Raw genomic sequence first — 19,878 nt, 5'->3', positions numbered from 1 at the left:
CTTCTCCCCCGGGGGGAGAAGGTGCCGGCAGGCGGATGAGGGGGAGGGCGCGGGCGCAAAAGATCGACATGATCCCTCTGCGCCACCCCCTCATCCCGGCGCAACAAGTTGCGCCTAACCCTTCGGGCCACCTTCTCCCCGTGGGGGAGAAGGGAAGGCTGCATTGTCGGAACGGTGGGACGCGGTTGACAGCTGTCACAAGCGCCTCACGCCAAACAGCGCGCAAAAAAAAAGGGCCGACGGAAAACCGTGGCCCTTGAAGTGTGAAGGTTAAAAACCTCCAGAGGGGAACAGCTGATGCGATGGACTGGGAGGAACCATCACGTGCATCAACTGCAAGCACTATGCCTAACTTTTGACCTTTTGATAAACATTTTTTGTGCAGTGCAGCTATGCAGGAACGCGAGGGCTGGCGGCCTGCTTATTTTAGCCGCACGTCGAGCCCGAGCGCCTCGGCGATGAAGATGGTCTGGTCGATGGTGATGACGGCGTCCTTGAGGTGGATGGTTTTGAGCTCGATGGCGCTGAGATCGCTTCCCCTGAGGTCGCAGCCGGTGAAATCGGCATTGTGCAGGAGCGCGCCGGAGAGGTCGGCATTGCGGATCGAGCCCGAGCGGCACTTGGCACCCGTCAGGTCCGCCTCGCTGAGGTCGAGTTCGGAAAACAGCGTGTCCGCATGACGCTCCCGCTCCAGCCTGCGGCCGTACCAGTCGGCGCGGGTGATCGTCGTTTCCGGATGCTGGCTGCTCACAGCTCCTCCAGCGTATCGCCGAAGCGTTCGATGCCGCGCAGGCGGGTGCGGCCGGCGGCACCCGCGCGCTCGATGGCGCGCGTGGTGATGAGGTGGCAGACGGCCATGACGGAGACGTGGTTGAAGAGGGGGCCGGGGGCGAGGGTCTGGCAGCGGAAGTGCCAGGTGGCACTCGCCCGGTGGGCGACGCCCTCGTCGGTAATGTAGAGCAGTTTCGCGCCGCTCTTTTCGATCGCCGAGAGGATCGCCTCCATCTGTGCCACGCGGCGGCGCAGGCCGAAGACGATGGCGACGTCGCGGTCCGTCACGCTGACCAGGTGTTCGCCCAGCGTCTGGCCGGCGCCGGGGATGGCGACGATGTTTTCGGCGACCTGCGTCATCTGCCATTGCAGATAATCGGCAAAGGGGTGGGAGCTGCGAAAGCCGACGACCCAGGTCTTGCGCGCGTCGAGCACGGCGTCGGCCACCGCATTCACCTGCGCGTCGGTGATGGTGGCGAAGGTGCCTTCGAGGTTCGCGATGCCCTGGGCGACGTGGGCGGCCACCGACTGGTCGCCGGCCGCATCCGTTGAGGTGGCGAGGAACAGGCGCGAACCGGTCTGGCGCTCGTCGCGCGCGTGGCGGCGCGCCTCCTCGTAATTCTCGTAGCCGAGCCGGCGCACGAAGCGGGTGACGGTGGCGTTGGAGACCTGGGCGAGCCGCGCCAGCTCGGAGGCGGAATAGCTCGCGAGTTCACCCGGAAAATCGCAGACGAAATCGCCAAGCCGCCGCTCGGCCGGATGCAGGTCGTCGAGCGCATCCCTCACCCGGAACAGGAACGAACGATCCGTCGAACTCATCTCACCCCAAAGCCTCGTTTGCCATCGCCTGCTTGTAACGGAGGGACTGGCCTTCGGGAAGAAGAGGGTGTTCACAAGTTTCTCTTGAAAAACTCATTTCTTGTAGGCATAGTATGAAAATTGATTTTCACGCTGATGCCAGGAGGAGGAGACTATGGCAGCAGAAGGCATGGTGCAGTCCGGCAAATCATCGCCGGTCATTCGGCAACTGGAAGGCGCGCTCACCCGGATTGGAGTGACCGGGGCGCACAAACAGATCATCGCATTGGTGCTGATCGGCTGCCTGTTCGACAGTTTCGAGCAGAACACGATCGGCGTGTCCGGCCCGCTGCTCAAGGAGCACTGGGGCCTGACGGGCACGGATATCGGCTTCCTGAACACGATCACCTTCGGCAGTGCGGCCATCGGCCGCCTGCTTTCGGGCATTCTCGGCGATCGCTACGGCCGCCGCGTCATGCTCACCTTCAACCTGCTGCTGTTCTCGCTGGGCTCGGCCGCCTGCGCGCTGGCACCGGACTTCATGTTCCTGTGCATTGCGCGCGCCATCGTCGGCTTCGGCGTCGGCGGCGAGATTTCGACCGCCGTCACCATGCTGTCGGAATTCTGCTCGCCAAAGTTCCGCGGAACGGCGGCCGGCCTCGTCAATGTGGGCGCCGGCGGTTTCGGCAATTTTCTGGCGCCGCTCTACGGGCTGATGATCTTCAGCATCTTCCCCGGCGAGGACAGCTGGCGCTGGCTCTTCGCCTCGCTGGCACTGCCCGCCCTGCTCGTCGTGTTCTATCGCCGCTACGTGCCGGAGACGCCGCGTTTCCTCGCCTCGCAAGGGCGGATCGACGAGGCGAACAAGGTGCTCTCGGTGCTGGAATCCGGGTCGCTCAGGCCGAAGAACCTGGTGGTGCGCGAGCACCTGACGAAGGACCAGGCGACGGACGCGCCGCCGACCAAGGGCGCCTGGAAGGAACTGTTCCGCGCACCCTTCCTCGGCCGCATCGTGCCGGTGTCGATCGCCATCCTGATGAGCTACGGCGCTCAGCTTTCCGTGCTGACGCTGATGCCGGTCATCTTCGTCTCGATGGGCTATACGCTGCAGGGCAGCCTGCTCTACAGCATGATCATCCAGAGCGGCAGCGTGCTCGGCGCCATCGCGGCCTCGATGTTCGGCTACTACTTCCCGCGCAAGCGGGTGCTGACCGTCGGCGCGATCTGCGCCTGCCTGGCGGCGCTGTCGATCATGTATCTCGGCACCACCATCTACCTGGTGCTGTTCTTCGGTGCACTCTTCCAGTTCTTCGTGCTCCTGCTCAACACGTCCATCTGGATCTATGCGCCGGAACTGTTCCCGACCCGCATCCGAGCCTTCGGGGTGGCCTTCATCCTGGCCTCGGGCTCGGCGGCCGGTTCATTTGTGCCGACCATTTCCGGCGCGCTGTTCGACCATTACGGCATGGCCGGCGTGTTCGGCCTGGCGGCGGCGATGTATGCGGTCTTCGCGGTGTGCATACGTCTCGGACCGGAAACCTACGGCATGTCGATGGAAGACATCACGCAGCGCGCCGATGCCGCCACCGAAAGCCCGGAGCTTGCCGTGCAACCCCTGAAAGCTGGAGCTTGAACCAGGCATGACCCCGCACATCCTGTTGATCAATCCCAACAGTTCGAAGGCGACGAGCGAGATGATGCACGCCATCGCGCGCAACGCCCTCGCCGGCAGGCTGGCGGTGAAAACCGTCACGGCCAGCCGGGCGCCCTCTATGATCGTCACGCCCGAGCAGCTCACGGCATCCGCCGCCGAGGTGGTCGAACTGGGTACGGCGCATGGCAAAGAGTGTGTGGGGATCATCGTCAGCGCCTTCGGCGATCCCGGCCTTGCCGAGCTTCGCCGCAAGGTGGCGGTTCCGGTGGTCGGCATCTGCGAGGCCTCGATGATCGAGGCCTCGGAGGGTGGACGCCGGTTCGGCGTGGCGACCTCAACGCCGGATCTCGCCGAAGCGATCGGCCAGCGGGCGCATGATCTCGGCCTTGCCCATCTCTATACGGGCATCCGCTGTACCGAAGGCGATCCGGTGGCGCTGGCCGCCGATCCGGCCCTGCTCATCGAGGCGCTCGCCGGTGCGGTCGGCGCGTGCATCGGGGAGGACGGCGCCGCGGCCGTGGTCATCGGCGGCGGGCCGCTCGGCGAAGCGGCACAAGCGCTCCGCCCCCGTTTCGGCAAGCCGGTGCTGGGGCCGATCCCGTCCGCCGTCGAGCGCCTCGTCGGCCTCATCGGCGAGGCCGACCGCGTGTCCAAGGCGATCTAGTCGAGGATCGCCATTTTCAGCTCGGCGTCGCGGCCGAGCGTCGTCATCCATTCGGTGAACTGCGGCCGGCTCCTGATCTGCCGGCCGTAATGGCGACGAAGGGCGGCCGTCAGGTCGCCCTTGCGGCCGAGCTGTTCATCGGCAAAACCCACCATCTGCGAATTCGGCCAGGCCTGCGGGCGGATGGCGACGAGGCGGGCGAACAGGCTTTCGGCCGGCTCGTCCGGGTTCGCCTGCGCCATCAGCGTCAGCATGGCGGCCGTCGAGCGCGACACGCCCATATGGCAATGCACCAGGATATGGCTCGGCCCCCTGGCATCCTGCCGCGCCTGGTAATCCGTGCCGAAGCGCAGGATTTCCTGCGTGTGGTCCGGATGCGGCATCACGCGCTCGGGGGCGGCGGCGATGATGTCGTGGAAGCGCAGCGTCGTGCGGTGATGCGTGCCATAGGCCTGGAAGGCTTCCAGCTCCGGATAATCCGGATCGATGATGGAGAGCACATGGGTGACGTTGCGCGTGCCGTGGCCCGGCAGTTCGTCGATCCCGCAAATCGTCAGCTCCGGCGTAAACACCACATCCATGCCCTTATCCTTCCAATCCTGTTTGCGTCGAGAGCCAGATACACCGCCGGCATCCCCGCGGCAAACCCAATTGCCGCAGGGGTGGAACCCTCTTGCGCCAAACGGGTTTTTTCGTGGAAGAGCAGGAGGTGACCCATGTTTGTCGTTCTCGGAGCAACCGGCCATATCGGCGAAAACCTCGTGCGCGCGCTCGACCAGGCGGGCCAGCGGGTGATCGCCGTGCTGCACGATGCGGACAAGGCCGGCACTATCGCCACGGCGAGGGTGGAGCCGGCCGTGGTCGACATCACCGACACCGGGGCCCTGCACAAGGTGCTGCGCTGCGGCCGCCGCGCCTTCCTGCTCAACCCGCCGGCCGATACGCGCGGCGACAGCGACGCCGCAGAGCTTGCGACCGCGCGCAGCATCACCGATGCGCTGGAAGGGTCGGGGCTCGAGAAGATCGTCGTCGCCTCGACCTATGGCGCGCAGAAGGGCGAGGCGATCGGCGATCTCTCGGTGCTCTACGACTTCGAGCAGCGGGCGAAGGCGAGCGGCATTCCGACGGCCATCGACCGCGCGGCCTATTATTACACCAATCTCGACATGCTGCTGGAGCCGGCGCGCGGCGGCACGCTTCCGACCGCCTTTCCGGCCGACATGGTGCTGCCGATGGTCTCGCCGACGGATCTGGCGGAGGCGGCCTATCGCCGGCTGGTGAGCGGGCTCGACGATGTCGGCATCCGCTATGTGGAAGGGCCGCGGGCCTATACGTTCCAGGACGTCGCCAACGCCTTTTCCGCGACGCTCGGGCGCCCGGTGGTGGTGGAGACCACGCCGCGGGAACATTGGGAGCAGAGTTTTCGCGCGGCCGGCTTTTCCGCCGAGGCGGCGCGCGCCTATGCCCGCATGACGGCGGCGACGGTGGACGGGCCGGCACGGCCGGACAATCCGATCCGGGGTACCGTGACCTTGCAGGCCCATATCGACGCGCTGGTCGCCTCCGGGTCATCGCGTACCGGAGGGCAATCGCATAGGGAGTGAAACCGTTGCCACAACTCCCCTTCTCCCCCGGGGGGAGAAGGTGCCGCAGGCGGATGAGGGGGTAGTCGAAGGCGTAGAGGATTGAAATATCGCGCCTGCCCCACCCCCTCATCCGACCCTTCGGGCCACCTTCTCCCCCCGGGGGAGAAGGGGATGCGGCATCGTCCTGCCCCATGTGCGATTGCCCTCCGGCACGCGATGAGCCGGGAGAGCGCTACTTCACGAAGGCCTTGCCGAGGCCCATGGCGCGTTCCACGATCATGATGACGGCGAGCGTCAGGAGGATGAGGAGCGCGGAGGCGGCGGCGACGAGCGGGTCGGCCTGGTTGTAGACGTAGTTGTAGAGCTCGACGGGCAGCGTGCTGATGCGCGGGCCGGTGAGGAACAGCGTGATCACCACCTCGTCGAAGGAGACGAGGAAGCAGAGGGCCGCCGCCGCGACGATGCCGGGCGTCAGCATGGGCACGGTGACGCGGAAGAACACGGTGAGCGGCTTGGCGCCGAGCGTCCTCGCCGCCTCCTCGCAGGCGCGGTCCTGCGTGCTAAGCGATACGGCCAGCACCCGCAGCGCATAGGGCAGCGTCACCACCAGATGGGCGAAGACCAGGCCGTGCATCGTCGCAAGCAGCCCGAAGGAGGCGAAGACGATGAGGATGGCGAGGCCGAGCACGATGGTGGGCAAAAGCAGCGGCGCGGTGAACAGGTTGAACAGCAGGTCGCGGCCGGCGAAGGTGAGCCGCGTCATCACCCAGGCGGCGGGCACGGCGATGACGATCGACAGCCCGGTGACGATGGCCGCGAGCGACAGGCTCGTCCAGAAGGCCTGCAGCATCTGGCTGTTGGCAAACAGCGCCGAATACCAGCGCGTCGACCAGAAGGACGGCGGGAAGCGCAGCACCTGGTCGCCCGAAAAGGACAGCGGGAAGACGAGGATGACCGGCGCCAGCAGGTAGACGAAGAGGACGAAGACGAGGATGCGCATCGGCCAGGAGGTCTTGTGGATTTCCATGGTTTCCTCCTAATCCAGACGCCGCAGGACGGCGGAATAGGCCCACAATGCCGCACCGAAGACGATGAGCACGAGGATCGACAGCGTCGAGGCGAGCGGCCAGTTGAGCGTGACGATCGCCTGGTCGTAGATCTCGGTCGCCAGCAGGAAGACCCGCCCGCCGCCCATCAGCTTGGGCGTGATGAAGGACGAGACGGCGAGCACGAAGCAGAGCAGGCAGCCGAGCGCGATGCCGGGCAGCGTCAGCGGCAGGATGACCTTCAGGAAGGTGCGCGACGGCGTGGCGCCGAGCGTTCGTGCCGCCTCTTCCACCCGCGGATCGAGCCGGCCGAAGCCCGCCATCAGCGCGAGGATCATGTAGGGCATCAGGATTTCGGTGAGCCCGATGAAGACGCCCTTGATGTTGAACATCAGGCTCGGCGCCGGCAGGCCGAGCGCCTTGATGGCGCCGACCACCGGCCCGTCGTCGACGAGGATGGCGATCCAGCCATAGGTGCGCACGACGGCGGAGGTCAGAAGCGGCGAGATGACCAGCACGGTAAGGAAGGTGCGCCAGGCGCCGGAGGCGCGATGCAGGTAGAGCGCGATCGGATAGGAGACGACGAGCGTCGTCAGCGTGATCGCCAGGCTGATCCAGACCGAGTTGAACACCAGTTCGAGATAGAAGGGGTCGCTGAGCAACCCCGCCCAGTTCTCCCAGGTGAAGACGGCCTCGATGCCGCCGCCGATGCGCGACCGGTTGAAGGAGTAACGCGCCAGGTTCAGCACCGGCAGGATGAAGCCGATCGCATTGATCAGCGCGATGGGCAGCAAGAGGAGGACGGCGAGTTCGCCGTCGCGCCATTGGCGGGCGGGGCGGGGGAGGGCGGGAACAGCGCTCATTGTTCGCCCGCCGGATACACGAGCGTGTCTTCCGCCGACCAGCCGAGCGTCACGCCATCGCCGACGGCAAGCGGGCTGCGGTCGCGCCGCGTCGCCTCTTCCACCACGACCTCGGCATCGCCGACGCGCACGGCATATTGCACGAGGTCGCCGATGAAGGTGATGCCGGAGACGGTGCCCTTTACCTTGTTGGCGGTCTCGGCGGCGTTATCGATGCGGATGCGGTGCGGGCGCACGAGGATCTCGACGGCGCCGGGTGGCAGCGTCGTGGCGGAACGCAGCTGGTGGCCGGCGGCCGTCAGCGTACCCTCGGCGGTGATCGCGCCCTTGAGGCGGTTTGTGCGGCCGACGAAATTGGCGACGAAGGCAGTGGCCGGGCGTTCATAGACCTCCGTCGGCGTGCCGAATTGCTCGACGCGCCCGCCGCGCATCACCACGACGCGGTCGCACATGGAGAGCGCCTCGACCTGGTCGTGCGTGACGAAGACGGCGGTGATGCCGCTTTGCTGCTGGAGCGCGCGGATCTGCACCCGCATCTCGTCGCGCAGCTTCGCGTCGAGGTTCGAGAGCGGCTCGTCGAGGAGCAGGATCGACGGCTCGATGACCAGCGCGCGGGCAAGCGCCACGCGCTGCTGCTGGCCGCCGGACAGTTCCTTCGGCTTGCGGTGGGCGAGGTGGCCGAGCTGGACCATGTCCAGCGCCTGCGCCGCCCGGCTTTCCGCATCGCGCGACGGGATGTTGCGCATCTGGAGGCCGAAGGCGACGTTGCGCGTGACGTTCATGTGCGGAAACAACGCATAGCTCTGGAACACCATGCCCATGTCGCGGTCATGGATGGGAAGGCGCGTGATGTCGCGCCCTCCCACCATGATGCGGCCCCGGGAGGGTTTGTTGAGCCCGGCGATGATGCGCAGCGTCGTGGTCTTTCCGCATCCCGACGGGCCGAGGAAGGCGACCATCTCGCCCTTGCGGACCGAGAGGTCGAGCGCGGGGATGACGTTGACGGCGCCGAAGCTGACGCCGATCCCTTCCAGTCTGAGATGCTCTTCGGGTGCAGATGTCATCGGTTGCAGACCTCCATCAACGGCTGAGCGGGATGACGCGGCGGCGCCACTGCTCGGTGATGGCATCGCGGATCTTGGCGACCTCGAGCCAGTTGATGTCGATCATCTTGTCCATCGCGCCGGCGGCGGTGCGGCTCAGCGCCTTTTCCGAGATGAGGGCGGCGGCCTTGGAATTGGTCGGCGCGTAGAACATCTGCTCGGTGAAGGCGGCCTGCGCCTCCGGGCTCAGCGCATAGTCGATGAATTTCCTGGCGCTGTCGCTGGCCGGCCCGCCCTTGACGAGGCCGATCACGTTGATCTGGAAGCCGCTGCCTTCCTCCGGCAGCACGACGCCGAGCTTGCCGTCGGAGAGATCGGCGTAGACCTGCGCGCGGGCGTTCCAGCCGATGCCGATCGCCGCCGTGCCGCTGGAAATCGGCTGGTAGACGTCCGGCCGCGGCTCCCAGGTCTGGACGAGGGGGGCCAGCTCCGCCAGCCGGTTGATGCCGGCCTCGACGCTTTCCATGTAGTTGGTGCCGCCGGCCATCTTGTCCGTGAGGATGGTCAAGGTCGTGCCCTGGATGTCCGGCACGGCGGGAATGGACACCTGCTTGGCATATTGCGCGTCCCACAGCGCGTTCCACGAGGTCGGCACCGTCTTCACCTTGTCGGTGTTGTAGAGCAGGATGAGATTGTCGAAGGTGACGCCGACGGCATTGACGCCTTCGGCCTTCGCCTGCGGGTAGAGGTCGGCGAGATGTTTCGTGACGCTCTCGTCCATCGGCGCGAAGATGCCCTCGTCGGTCGCGGCCTTGGCGACCGAGACGTCCATGATGGCGATGTCGATCTGCGGGGAGCTCGCCTGGGCGCGCAGCGTGCCGAGCATCTGGGCGGAGTTGGGCATGCCGTAGAATTCGACGGTGATGTCCGGATTGGCCTTCATGAAGGGCTCGACGACCGCCTTCACGTAGTTTTCCTGGAAGATGCCGGAATAGGCGGTGAGCACCACCGTGTCGGCCATCGCCACCGAAGTGGCGAGAGCCATGGCAAGCGCTGCAAGGCCGGCGCGAGTTGCGTTTTTCAGTGCGGTCATGAGATTTTCCTCTGCTCTTGAACCGATGTGTTCCCGTGTCTTTATAGTGTTGGGCCGCCTCAGGCGGCCGAGGCTTCCACGATTTTCGTGGCGCCGGATATGTCGGGCAGCTTCTCGCCCTTGCGCAGGCGTTCGAGCAGCACGAGTTCGCTCTCCTGCATGGCGAGCGCCTTGTCGACCGCCCATTCCGCCTTGGACGGATCGAGCACCAGCACGCCGCTTTCGTCGGCAATCACGGCGTCGCCCGGATTGACCGTCTGTCCGCCGACCGAGACCGGCACGTTGATCGCGCCTTCAAGGCCGAGGATCTTGGTGGTGATCGGCGAGGGGCCGCGGCACCACATGGGCAGGTCGACGCGGCGGATCTCGGAGAAATCCGTCGCCGGGCCATCGATGACCGCGCCGACGATGCCGCCGAGCTTCATCGAATGGGTGACGACGCCGCCCCAGCAGGCATGTTTGTCATCGCCGCAGCGGTCGACGACGATGAAATCGCCCGGCCGCACCAGCTTGGTGAGATAGTGCAGGATGGTCGAATCGGCATGGGGCAGGCGCACGGTGACGGCCGTGCCGCCGACGCGCTTTTCCGGCAGGACCGCGCGCAGGTCCCGGTTCAGGAAGCCCGAATGCAGGAAATGGCCGACGGTCGCGGTCTCGACCTTCTCCATCTTCGCGATGAGCGCCGGAGCGATCTGCTGCGGCATGGGGTTGACGATGAACATGGCTCTATCCTTCACAGAACGTGATGCTGGGCGACGGGCACGTCGCGGCGCACGCTGCCGATGCGGTCGAGGTCGATGCGGGCCGAGGCGGCGCCGACGCCATCCGAGCACTGGGCGACCATGTGGCCCCAGGGATCGATGACCATGGAATGGCCCCAGCACCATTTCTTGCCGTCGGCATGCGCGCCCGCCTGGCCGACCGCGACGAAATAGGTCTGGGTCTCGATGGCGCGGGCGCGGGCGAGCACTTCCCAATGGTCCTTGCCGGTCATCAGCGTGAAGGCGGCGGGAAGCACGATGACGTCGGCGCCCTTGTCGCGCAGTGCGCGGAACAGTTCGGGGAAGCGGATGTCGTAGCAGATGGCGCAGCCGACCGTGGTGTCGCCGACCTTGTAGGTCACCACGTCCTCGCCGCGGCCGATCGTGTCGGATTCGCGGTAGGAGACGCCGCCGGGCGTGTCGACGTCGAACAGGTGGATCTTGCGGTACTTGGCGATTTCCTTGCCCTCGGGGCCGAAGACCACGGTGGCGTTGTAGTGGTTGTTGCCGGCCTTCTCGACCATCGAGCCGGCATGCAGCGTCACGCCGAGTTCCCTGGCGAGTGCGGCGAAGCGCCGGTAGGTCGGGCCGTCCGGGAAGCTCTCGCCGCTGCCGTGCACCGCATCGCGACCCTCGCCGAGAAAGGCGAAATATTCCGGCAGAACCACCAGGTCCGGGCCCTCGGCGGCGACCACATCGCGCACCATGCGCTCGGCGTCGTCGAGGTTTTTCGCTTTGTCGGCGCCGGAATTCATTTGCACAATACTGATCTTCATCGAAGTCCTCCAAGTCTCAGTCCGGGTATCGTCAGGCCAGAAGATTGGAATGACAAACGACAAAGAATTGTCGTCCCCGATAGAAAAAACTTGTGGAGACGACCCTTAGGCCGAGATGCCCTTCGTGTCGAGCGAAGCCTCCCTAGCGATGACCGAAAGCATTGACGGAATTAGGTTTTCCGGGTCGTCGGCATAGACGGCGTGGAGTTTCAGGGCCGGAAACTGCGGGGTGATCGACAGGCGCTCGACCACGCCCTCGGCGATCATCGGCGCCACCATGGGCGCCGGCAGCAGCGCCACGCCGATGCCGTCGCGGGCCAGCCGCAGCATGGCGGAGAGCGAGTTTGAATTGGAAATGACCGGCGGCTGCACGCCCATTTCCTCGAACTGCCGGAGCAGCCAGATATGCGGCACGCTGTTGCGCGAGAAGGTCAGAACGGGGTGCTCGGCAAGGTCGTGCAGGGTCAGTTCACGCCCGCCGAGACCGAAGGACGGGGCGGCCACCCAGGCGCATTCCATCGTGCCGAGATCGATGTTCTTGAGGCCGGGAGTGAGCACCGGGCCCATCAGCAGCGCGAGGTCGAGCCGGCGCTCGCTGATATCCTTGCCGATCCCCAGCGACGTATCGACGTTGAGATCGAGGCCGAGGGCGGGGAAACGTTCCTTCACGCGCTCGATGAAATTCGGCAGCCAGGCATGCACGATGGAATCGATGGTGCCGATCGACACGGTGGTGCGCAGATGCTGCGGGCTGCCGATCGCCACCTTGAAGCTGGTGGCGGCCTTCAGCAGCTCTTCCGCCGGCTGCATGGCGCGCTGGCCGATGGTGGAGAGCCGCACGCCGCCCGGCACGCGCTCGAAGAGTTCGCAGCCCATCTCCGCTTCCAGGCTGGCGATGCGGTTGGAGACGGCGGCCTGGGTGGCGTTCAGCCGGTCGGCGGCGGCGCGAAAGCTGCCGAGCCGGGCCACCCAGACGAATGTTTCGACGAAACGCAGGTTCATGGCATGTCCCCCCGTTCCGTCGATACAGTCACAGCCGCGCGGTTTCCACGCGTTTTTTCGTTACTCGGCGGGTGTCGCCTTGTAATCGGCGCCGCGATCGGCGTCGAGGATCGCGTCGATGGCGATCAGTTCCGGCATCTTCAACCCCTTGGCGCCGCCGCGCGAGGCGAGCAGATAGCCGAGATAGACCGCGCCGATGGCAAACATGATCGCCACATAGGACCAGGGTTTGGCAAAGGAGGCATCGCGGAAGATCGCGAGCTCGAAGGCGAGCCAGGCGATGGCGAGCACCAGAACCGGAACCTCCCATTTGCCGAGCGAAAAACCCTGGCTTGGCGGCAGCTGATGGCGCTTGGCGGCATACATCAGCACGGTCACCGCATAGATGATCGCCGGCAGCAAAGTGGCGGCGGAAAACAGCGAGAACAGCGCATCCGTCTGCTGCGAAAACAGCGCCAGGATGATCTGGCCGATGGCGGCGACGAGGATCGTCGCATTGACCGGCGTGTGCAGCGTCGGGCTGATCTTGTGCCAGAGCTGCCAGCCCGGGAAGCGCTCGTCGCGCGACATGGCCCAGACGAGGCGCGTGCCGGAGAGCAGGATGACGAGGCCGCAGGAGAAGATGGAGATCACCACCAGCACCAGCAGGATATTGCCGACGACCGGGCCGAGCACGCGGGAGATGACGTCGGCGATGGGCGTGGCCGAGCTGCCGATCGCCGCCGGATCGCCGAGAAGCGCGGTAATGGCGATGAGGAACAGCATGCCGATGATGCCGAGGCTCAGCACCGCCTGCCACATGGCCTTCGGCACGACGCGCGCCGGCTCGCGGGTTTCTTCCGCAAGGTTGGCGGCGGATTCGAAGCCGACGATGGTGAAGGCGCCGAGCAGCGTGCCCATGATCCACGGGCCGGCCTTGGTCAGTTCGCCAAAACCGTAATAGCCCTCCCGCGAGATGGTGCCGGTGCTGACGAGGTTGGAGAAGTCGAGTTCGTTGTTGAGATAGCCGGCGGCGAAGAGCAGCACGACGAGGCCGATCATGCCGACGAGCTGGATGGTGACGGCGACGGCGTTGAAGCGCTGGGTGAATTTCGTCGAGAACGCGATCATCACTGCCTGCACGACGATGACGAGGCTGGTGATCCACCAGGCGTTCGTCGGCGTGCCCACGTAGCCGAACAGCACGGGCAGCACGGTGGAGGCGATGGTATAATCCACCGCGCAGAGCACGATGGCGAGGAAGGTGAAGCTGATCCAGCCCATGATCCAGCCGAAGACCGGATTGGAGATGCGCGACGCCCACTGGTAGACATAGCCCGTCACGGGAATGCGCGCGGCGAGCGAGCCGAGGATGAAGGCGACCATCAGCTGGCCGACGACGACGACCGGCCAGGTCCAGATGCCCATCGGCCCCGAGGTCGAGAGCATGGCGCCATAGGCGGTGAAGATGCCGGTGGCGATCGACACGAAGCCGAAGGCGACGGCGAAGGACTGGAAGGCGGTGACATCGCGTTTCAGCGTGTCGTGCTCGCTTGCATGGTGTGTAGTGCTGTTCATGGTTCCCCTCTTGTTTCAGGTTGTTGGAAGTTCAGTTCATGCCGGAAAGTCGCTCTCGGCCTCGCTCCACAGGCTGACCCGCCGGCCGCGTTCCTTGAAGAACGCGATCTCGCGGGCGACGCCGGCACTGTCCGTCCAGCCCGGCGCGTCGATGACGATCAGCTCCTCCATCGCCTCCATGAAGAGCGCATCGACCGGCGCCCAGAGGCTGCCGATCGCCGCCTTGTCGAGATGGGCGAGCTGGCCGTTGATCGGGTGCGACATGGAGACCTGGCTGAAGACGGCCGCGCCATTCGCCACGATGCGGGCGGCGACCGCGTTGGAAAGGTCGAAGCGCCGCTCCACGACGGCTTTGTCCGCATGCCCGTAGGGGCACGCGAGGAAGATTTTTCGCATGTTAGGCTCCGTGAGGTTTTAAGGCGTGGCTGGCGGCGTTACCGCCAGGCGCGCGCCCTTTCGATTGCTTTGGCGAAACGGGCATGGTCGGCGGTCCCGACCGTGCCGTCCGGCCTGAAGGCTTTGGCGGCGGTGCGCGCGCCACGGACGTCGACACCGGCGAGTTCCGCCAGGCCCAGCGCCGTCAGCTCGTGCATCGGCGCCACCGTGATCGCGCGGTTGCTGGCCGACGCCAGGAACTGCGCGAAGTAAGCGCTCTGCGACAGGCCGCCGTCGATGGAGATGCTCGGGCCGAGTTCGCCGACTTTGGCCGCCGCCTCGATCAGCCCGACCGTCAGCATGGCGATGCCCTCCAGCACCGCGCGCACCAGGTCGCGCCGGTCCGTCGCATGGTCCATGCCGATGAAAAGGGGGGCGGCCTGGCGGTCCCAATAGGGTGCCGCAAGGCCCGACAGCGCCGGCACGAAGACGATGCCGCGGCTGAGTGCGGAGGGGCCTTCGAAGCTGCCGAGTTCCTCCATCGCCGAAAACAGGCCGATATCGCGCGCCCATTCCAGCGCCGAGCCCGCATCATAGACGCCGCCCTCGATGGCGAAGGTCGGGCCTTCGCCCGTCAAGTGCCAGGCGATGGTGGGCAGGAGGTCGGACTCCGCCGGGCGCCGGTCGCCGGCGATCGCCAGCAGGAAGGCGCCCGTGCCGAAGGTGATCTTGCAATCGCCCGGCTTGCGGCAATCATGGCCGAAGAGGGCCGCCTGCTGGTCGACGATCGAGACTTTTACCGGCGTGCCGCCGATCGCGCCAAAACCGGCATCGACGGCGGCGATCTCCGGCAGGCACTGGCGCGGCACGCCGTGCAGCGCGCACATCTCCTCGCTCCAGGTGCCGGTCGCAAGATCGATCAGGCCGGTGCGCGAGGCGGTGGCGAGATCGGTGCGGAAGGTGCCGCACAGCCGGTCGAGGAAGAAGGCATCCGTCGTGCCGAGCCGCAGGCGGCCGGCTTCCAGCGCGGCTGCGACGGCGGGCAGGGTCTTCACCAGCCAGGACAGTTTGCTTGCGGAAAAATAGGGATCGAGCGGCAGGCCGCTCACCGCCTTGGAGCGCGCTTCCGCCTCCGGGGGCAGGGCGGCGAGCGCCTCCGCCGTGCGCGAATCCTGCCAGACGATGACGGGCGACAGGGGTTTTCCGGTCTCCGCGTCCCAGGCGAGGCAGCTTTCGCCCTGGTTGGAAATGGCGATGGCATCGACGGGGCCGGCCCCCTCCAGCACCGCCTCGATATTGCGCAGCAGCTCTTCCGGATCGTGCTCCACCCAGCCGGGGGCGGGGTGGTGCTGGGCATGGCGGCGCGTGCCGGCGACGCGCCAGGCGCCGCCATCCTCGATGACGAGGCAACGGGTGGACGTCGTGCCCTGGTCTATGGCGGCTACCCGCATCTAGTCTTCCTCCCTGAAACGAAAATGCACGTTCTGCGCCCGTGGCGCATCCGGCGGAATGGGCACGAGGATGCGCCGCTCGGGCATCCAGAGGCTGCGCGCCTGCCAGACCTCGCGCCCGTCAAGCGTGAGCGAAAGCCGGCCGCGCACGCGCCGCAGCACGCGAAGCTGGAACTGCCGGAAGGCCGGCGCGGACGTGGCGCGGCGCAGGATATTCGGCACGACGAGTTTGATCGGGGCATCGAAGGTGACGGGCACCGGGGCGCCGTCCTCGGGGTCGCGTCCAAGATCCTCGGCGATGGCCTTGCCGATGGCGCGGCCTTCGCGATAGGCCCACCCCCCCGTCTCCACTGCGCGTAAAACATTGCCGGCGGCGAAGGTGCGCGGATCGAGCGAGCGGCCCTGCTGGTCGACCGCCGGCCCGGCGCTGCCCGGGTCGACGCTCAGGGCCGATTGCAGGAACAGCGCGGATTCCGGGGTGAACTGCCCGGTGAGCAGCACGCCGTCGCAATCCAGCGTTTCGAGTTTGCCGCCACGGCGGATGGTGACGGCCTCGACGCGCGAGCGGCCGAGAATATCGACGATCTCGGCGCCGCGGTGGAAGGGGATGCCCATCAGGCTCGGGAACCAGGCGAGCGGCGCGCGGGCGAGCGCATGGGCGCGCGGCTCGATCATCGCGACGGGCCTTGCGCCATGGCTGAGGCAGGTCAGCACGGCCGACAGCGAGACAAGCTCCGAGCCGACGATCAGCGGGCGCCGGAAGGGCAGGAGGCCGTGGAACGCGAGATAGGATTGCAGCGTGCCGGTGGTCACGACGCCGATCGGCCGGTCGCCGGAAATCAGCCGGGCGGAGCGTGGCTTTTCCCGCGCACCGGTGGTGACGAGGATGCGCTCGGCCGTCAGCTTTTCCACGCCGGGGCCGGCGGTGACGAGCAGCGAACCCGCGCCAAGCTCCACCACGGAATGCCCGGTGCGGATATCCACGCCGGCCTTTTCCGCCTCGCGCGTCAGCTTGCGGCCATAGGCGGCGCCGAAATAAACGCGGCCGAATTCCAGCATGCCGAAGGGCGAATGCGCGCAATGCCGCGTCGCCCCGCCCAGCGCCGGCTCGCGATCGAGCAGGATGACGCGCCGACCCTGCCGCCGAAGCTCGATCGCCGCCGCCACCCCGGACGGACCACCGCCAACGACCAGCACATCCGCATCGAGAGCGCTCATCGGCCAGCCTCCGTGTCGTGGGGTCTTTGCGACGGGTGCGTCACCCCCTCATCCGCCTGCCGGCACCTTCTCCCCGTGGGGGAGAAGGGGAGGATCGCGAACGTCTCGTTTCTCCCTTCTCCCCCGCGGGGAGAAGGTGGCCCGAAGGGTCGGATGAGGGGGATGTCGCAAGCATGGACAGCAAACACGCTCATCGCCCGCCCTCCGTCTCGATCGCGAGCGGCGTGGCGAGCCTGCCCTTGGTCATTTCCGCCAGCCGCGCATTGCAATAAAACCCCTGGCAGCGGCCCATGCCGGCGCGGGTGCGGCGGCGCAGGCCGCCGAAATCGCCGGGCGGCACGGCGCTTGAAAAGGTCGCCTCGATCTCGCGGCGGGTCACCAGCTCGCAGTGACAGACGATCTCGCCATGGTCCGGCCGCTGCCAGTCGCGCTCGCAGCATTCGGCGAGGTTGGGCGTGGCGATGCCCGGCGCCTGCGCCGGCGGCACGAAGGGGCCGGCGAAACCGGCGTGCAGCTTCAGCGCATGCCGGGCGAGGCCGAGAGCGGAGCTGAGGCCCGTCGAGCGGATGCCGCCGAGCGTGATCGCCCGGTGCTCCGGCCGCACGAAGACGCGGTAGCCCTTCTCTTCGCTGGCGGGCCTGAGCCCCGCATAAAGCGCGGTGACGGGCATGCCGGCGAGCGCCGGCACGATCTCGGCCGCGCGCGCAACGAGGGCTTCGAGCGTCTGCGTCTCCACGGTGGCCCGCACCCGGTCCTCCTGCTCCTCCGCCGTTGGGCCGACGAGCACGTTGCCGAAGGCCGTGGGGCAGACGACGATGCCCTTCGTCACCTCCGTGGGCACGGGCAGGATGATGCGCGGCACATGGCGCGCCGCTGCCTTGTCGAGCACGACGAATTGGCCCTTGCGCGGCTTGATGCGGAAGCCGGGGGTGAAGCCGAGCCGGGTATCGACGACATCGCCATAAAGCCCCGCCGTGTTGATCACGGTACCGGCAAGGATCTCGCCCGCCGTCGTCTCCAGCCGCCAGCCGCCGTCGAACGCGCCCTTGATCAGCTCCGCCCCGCGCAGGAAACGCGCGCCGAGCGCCACGGCCTGGGTGAGATAGGCGAGCGGCGCCGACCACGGATCGATGATATGTTCGCCCGGCACTTCGAGTGCGGCGACGAGCCGGTCGGACAGCGACGGCATGGCCGCGCGCGCCGCTTCGCCCGAGCGCAGCACCACATCCGTCGTGCCGTTGTCGCGCGCCTGTTGTTCGATGCCGGCGAGTTTTTCGGCCTCCAGGGCGTTCCAGGCGCAGACATAGGCGCCGGTCGTCACCAAGGCGAGGTTGAGGCTGTCCCTGATCTCCAGATATTCCTGCCGGCCGGCGCGCACCAGCTCCAGTTCGAGGCTGCCGGGCGGCGCGTCGAAGCCGGTGTGCAGGATGGCGCTGTTGGCCTTGGAGGCGCCCGACAAGATATCGGCGCCCTTCTCGACCAGGATCACCTTCGCGCCCGCCAGCGCAAACCGTCGGGCGACCGCACAGCCGACGACGCCCGCGCCGATGATGGCGACATCGTAGGTTTCACCGGTCGGCGGCTGGAGTGGCAAGGCGTCGTCTCCCGTTCGGTCACATTATGACTGAACGGTATAAATTAAATGACCGAATGTAAAGCAGGTCGGAAGAGCCTTAGTGCGCAAGAACCAACGCAAGCGCGGTAGGCGCGCTCATTCCAGCTCTGCGAAAAATACGTCGAAATGACTGAACGGGCGAAATTCAGTCATTGACTTGACCGAACCGCAGGATACAACGGGGGAAATTCCGCAAAGCACGCGGATTCCTGCGCGAATCCCGCTTCTCAAGGAGGCGCCGTGAGGCCGGCCGATCGCCACGAAAAAATTGTGAAGCTCGTGCACAAGGCGGGCGAAGTGAGCGTCGACGACCTCGCCCGGACGCTTGGCGCCTCGCGCGAGACGATCCGCCGCGACCTCGCCAATCTGGATGCGATGGGCCGCCTGAAGAAGTTCCACGGCGGTGCGCGCGTGCGCTCCAACACCGCGGTGGAGCCGGCGGTGGAGGGGCCTTTCGCGCTGCGCATGGCGGAAAACCTGCCGGCCAAGCGCCGCATCGCGCATGCCGCGGCAAGCCTGCTTGCGCCCGGCGACGCCGTCTTCATCGACACGGGCACGACGACGCTGATCCTCGCCGAGGCGCTGGTCGACCTGCCGGCGCTGGTCGTCGTCACCAATTCCTGGCGCATCGCCGCCACGCTGTCTGCCAATCCGGACCACAAGGTATTTCTCATCGGCGGCGCCTATGGCGCGGATGCGGGCGAATCGCTCGGCCAGTTCGCGGTGGAGCAGATCCGGAAATTCCGCGCCCGCCACGCCTTCCTCACCGTCGGTGCTATCGACGAACATGCCGTGATGGATTTCGACGCTGAGGTAACCGAGGTCGCGCAGACGATGATCGAGCGCGTCGACAGCGTCACCGTGCTCGCCGACGCCTCGAAATTCGGCAAGCGCGGCATTTTCGAAGTCGCCCCCTGGTCCGGCATCGACCGCCTCGTCACCGACGAAACCCCGCCCGCCGCCATTGCCGAGGCGCTGAAGGGCGCGGGTACCGAGATCGTCGTCGCCTAGATTACCCGGAGGTTTTCGCGGGGTGACCCCAATAGTGGGCGGCGATTTTCCGGCCATTGTCGAGAATGTGAGCCGCCACTTCAGGATCGCCACCTTCGAATGTTTCGGGATCGGCGCCGCACAGCAGCAGGAACAGGTTTTGATGCGCGACGGCGGCGAAATACGCGTAGGCCGGCGGCGTTTCGCGCGATCCGATCGCTTGCAGCTCTTCGGCCGCCTGTGTCGTGGCATCCGCGAGCGCCTTGCGAACTGTCGCCAGCATGGCCTGGTCGGCCCGGCTCAATATATCGACGACTTGCCGTTCCGCAGGCGTAAGGACGGGGCAGCTCTGGTCCATCGGTCGCATCTCCATGAGTGACTCGGTCATTGCATACCCGCCCATGTCACGGGATTGCGTCCGCTTTTGGTCGCGCATGTTCCATAACAAGTCCTATGCGACTTCGACCTCACACTTGGTACATTCTATTTCCAAGTGCGACATGCCAGTAATTTCAACGGCTTCGCCCTGGAGATTTTTGGATGTCTCGATGCTATTTACAGCTCACCCTCGCCGATCGTCGCCGCCTCCATCAGTTGGTCGAACGAAGTGTTCCG

General features: G+C 66.4%; 20 protein-coding genes. 4 read left to right on the top strand and 16 right to left on the bottom strand.

What is annotated here, in order from left to right; translation table 11 throughout:
• Positions 1–421: 421 nt before the first annotated feature.
• Together VGN93_RS12455 and VGN93_RS12450 are read right to left on the bottom strand one after the other, a co-directional pair.
• Positions 422–751: a pentapeptide repeat-containing protein gene (locus VGN93_RS12455; RefSeq protein ID WP_327507746.1), complete on the bottom strand. Its 330-nt coding sequence runs from the start codon at positions 749–751 to the stop codon at positions 422–424.
• On the bottom strand, positions 748–1,590 hold the full coding sequence (locus VGN93_RS12450) for a MurR/RpiR family transcriptional regulator (RefSeq protein WP_327507745.1): 843 nt from the start codon (positions 1,588–1,590) through the stop codon (positions 748–750). The genes VGN93_RS12455 and VGN93_RS12450 overlap by 4 nt, the downstream gene beginning before the upstream one ends.
• A gap of 154 nt (positions 1,591–1,744) precedes the next feature.
• Between VGN93_RS12450 and VGN93_RS12445 the strand changes: the two genes are divergently transcribed.
• Positions 1,745–3,202: an MFS transporter gene (locus tag VGN93_RS12445; RefSeq protein ID WP_327507744.1), complete on the top strand. Its 1,458-nt coding sequence runs from the start codon at positions 1,745–1,747 to the stop codon at positions 3,200–3,202.
• Positions 3,203–3,209: 7 nt separating this feature from the next.
• A complete protein-coding gene (locus tag VGN93_RS12440; protein WP_327507743.1) occupies positions 3,210–3,887 on the top strand; it encodes an aspartate/glutamate racemase family protein in 678 nt (225 codons plus the stop codon).
• Here the strand turns inward: VGN93_RS12440 and VGN93_RS12435 are convergent.
• Positions 3,884–4,468 (bottom strand): protein-tyrosine-phosphatase, encoded by a 585-nt coding sequence (locus tag VGN93_RS12435; protein ID WP_327507742.1) that lies wholly within the window; start codon positions 4,466–4,468, stop codon positions 3,884–3,886. The two genes, VGN93_RS12440 and VGN93_RS12435, sit on opposite strands and share 4 nt — an antisense overlap.
• 135 nt (positions 4,469–4,603) lie before the next feature.
• Between VGN93_RS12435 and VGN93_RS12430 the strand changes: the two genes are divergently transcribed.
• The gene (locus VGN93_RS12430) at positions 4,604–5,491 is read left to right on the top strand and encodes an NmrA family NAD(P)-binding protein (RefSeq protein WP_327507741.1); all 888 of its coding nucleotides are present in this window, start codon (positions 4,604–4,606) and stop codon (positions 5,489–5,491) included.
• A gap of 214 nt (positions 5,492–5,705) precedes the next feature.
• Here the strand turns inward: VGN93_RS12430 and VGN93_RS12425 are convergent, their stop codons facing one another.
• The 12 genes from VGN93_RS12425 to VGN93_RS12370 form a co-directional block, all read right to left on the bottom strand.
• Positions 5,706–6,500 (bottom strand): ABC transporter permease, encoded by a 795-nt coding sequence (locus tag VGN93_RS12425; protein WP_327507740.1) that lies wholly within the window; start codon positions 6,498–6,500, stop codon positions 5,706–5,708.
• Between the two features lie 9 nt (positions 6,501–6,509).
• A complete protein-coding gene (locus tag VGN93_RS12420) occupies positions 6,510–7,382 on the bottom strand; it encodes an ABC transporter permease (RefSeq protein ID WP_327507739.1) in 873 nt (290 codons plus the stop codon).
• Entirely contained in the window at positions 7,379–8,446 is a 1,068-nt protein-coding gene (locus VGN93_RS12415; protein ID WP_327507738.1) for an ABC transporter ATP-binding protein, read from the bottom strand. The genes VGN93_RS12420 and VGN93_RS12415 overlap by 4 nt, the downstream gene beginning before the upstream one ends.
• A gap of 16 nt (positions 8,447–8,462) precedes the next feature.
• Positions 8,463–9,518, bottom strand: a complete 1,056-nt coding sequence (locus tag VGN93_RS12410; protein WP_414714087.1) for an ABC transporter substrate-binding protein — start codon at positions 9,516–9,518, stop codon at positions 8,463–8,465.
• A 59-nt stretch (positions 9,519–9,577) separates the two neighbouring features.
• Positions 9,578–10,240 carry an RraA family protein gene (locus VGN93_RS12405; protein WP_319316274.1) on the bottom strand — a complete coding sequence of 221 codons (663 nt, stop codon included), beginning with the start codon at positions 10,238–10,240 and terminating at the stop codon, positions 9,578–9,580.
• Between the two features lie 11 nt (positions 10,241–10,251).
• Complete coding sequence (locus VGN93_RS12400) at positions 10,252–11,055, bottom strand: carbon-nitrogen hydrolase family protein (protein ID WP_327507737.1); 804 nt, start codon at positions 11,053–11,055, stop codon at positions 10,252–10,254.
• Positions 11,056–11,160: 105 nt separating this feature from the next.
• On the bottom strand, positions 11,161–12,057 hold the full coding sequence (locus tag VGN93_RS12395; RefSeq protein ID WP_327507736.1) for a LysR family transcriptional regulator: 897 nt from the start codon (positions 12,055–12,057) through the stop codon (positions 11,161–11,163).
• 60 nt (positions 12,058–12,117) lie between these two features.
• Positions 12,118–13,614, bottom strand: a complete 1,497-nt coding sequence (locus VGN93_RS12390; protein ID WP_327507735.1) for an amino acid permease — start codon at positions 13,612–13,614, stop codon at positions 12,118–12,120.
• 36 nt (positions 13,615–13,650) lie between these two features.
• Positions 13,651–14,010, bottom strand: coding sequence for a DUF1937 family protein (locus VGN93_RS12385; RefSeq protein WP_327507734.1), 360 nt, complete (start codon positions 14,008–14,010; stop codon positions 13,651–13,653).
• Between the two features lie 38 nt (positions 14,011–14,048).
• Positions 14,049–15,440: an FGGY family carbohydrate kinase gene (locus tag VGN93_RS12380; protein ID WP_327507733.1), complete on the bottom strand. Its 1,392-nt coding sequence runs from the start codon at positions 15,438–15,440 to the stop codon at positions 14,049–14,051.
• Complete coding sequence (locus VGN93_RS12375; RefSeq protein ID WP_327507732.1) at positions 15,441–16,658, bottom strand: NAD(P)/FAD-dependent oxidoreductase; 1,218 nt, start codon at positions 16,656–16,658, stop codon at positions 15,441–15,443.
• Positions 16,659–16,848: 190 nt separating this feature from the next.
• A complete protein-coding gene (locus VGN93_RS12370) occupies positions 16,849–18,252 on the bottom strand; it encodes an NAD(P)/FAD-dependent oxidoreductase (protein WP_327507731.1) in 1,404 nt (467 codons plus the stop codon).
• Between the two features lie 261 nt (positions 18,253–18,513).
• On the opposite strand from VGN93_RS12370, the gene VGN93_RS12365 reads away from it, so the two are divergent.
• Positions 18,514–19,284 carry a DeoR/GlpR family DNA-binding transcription regulator gene (locus tag VGN93_RS12365; protein WP_327507730.1) on the top strand — a complete coding sequence of 257 codons (771 nt, stop codon included), beginning with the start codon at positions 18,514–18,516 and terminating at the stop codon, positions 19,282–19,284.
• 1 nt (position 19,285) lies between these two features.
• On the opposite strand, the gene VGN93_RS12360 is transcribed toward VGN93_RS12365, so the two are convergent.
• On the bottom strand, positions 19,286–19,621 hold the full coding sequence (locus VGN93_RS12360) for a hypothetical protein (protein WP_327507747.1): 336 nt from the start codon (positions 19,619–19,621) through the stop codon (positions 19,286–19,288).
• Positions 19,622–19,878 lie beyond the last annotated feature (257 nt).

This window comes from Shinella sp. (genome assembly GCF_035998705.1).
In the GTDB taxonomy this organism is placed as follows: Bacteria; Pseudomonadota; Alphaproteobacteria; order Rhizobiales; family Rhizobiaceae; genus Shinella.
Note: the sequence above shows the minus strand (reverse complement) of the source record. Positions and strands in the feature narration are given on the sequence as shown.